Raw genomic sequence first — 403 nt, 5'->3', positions numbered from 1 at the left:
TTAAAAAATGCGTTACGTGGCCGCGTATTTACTGGCTGTGCTGGGTGGCAAGACTACGCCAGCTGCCGCTGACGTTGAGAAGATCCTCAGCTCCGTCGGTATCGAAGCTGACGCTGAGAAGCTTAAGAAAGTAATCACTGAGCTCAACGGCAAGGATGTTGAACAACTTATTGCGGCCGGACGTGAGAAGCTGTCGTCAATGCCAGTAGGAGGCGGAGCACCTGCAGCGGCTGCTGCAGCTGCCCCAGCTGCTGCTGCTGCTGAGGAGAAGAAAGAGGACAAGAAAGAGGAGAAGAAAGAAGACTCTGAATCTGACGATGACATGGGCTTCGGTCTCTTTGACTAAACTTTACAAAAGTACGCGGCGCTGGTCGCTATTCCAGTTTATGTTTTAAGAGTAACA

At 51.1% G+C, this 403-nt stretch carries 1 protein-coding gene; it reads left to right on the top strand.

Annotated features, from left to right (window positions below):
- The first annotated feature begins 16 nt into the window (after positions 1-16).
- On the top strand, positions 17-346 hold the full coding sequence (locus tag F0U44_RS24040) for a 60S acidic ribosomal protein P2 (RefSeq protein WP_188113638.1): 330 nt from the start codon (positions 17-19) through the stop codon (positions 344-346).
- The last annotated feature ends 57 nt before the right edge of the window (positions 347-403 follow it).

The organism is Nocardioides humilatus, assembly GCF_008373755.1.
GTDB classification, from domain to species: domain Bacteria; phylum Actinomycetota; class Actinomycetes; order Propionibacteriales; family Nocardioidaceae; genus Nocardioides; species Nocardioides humilatus.
The sequence above is the reverse complement of the archived record's forward strand: the minus strand, read 5'-3'. Positions and strand labels throughout refer to the sequence as shown.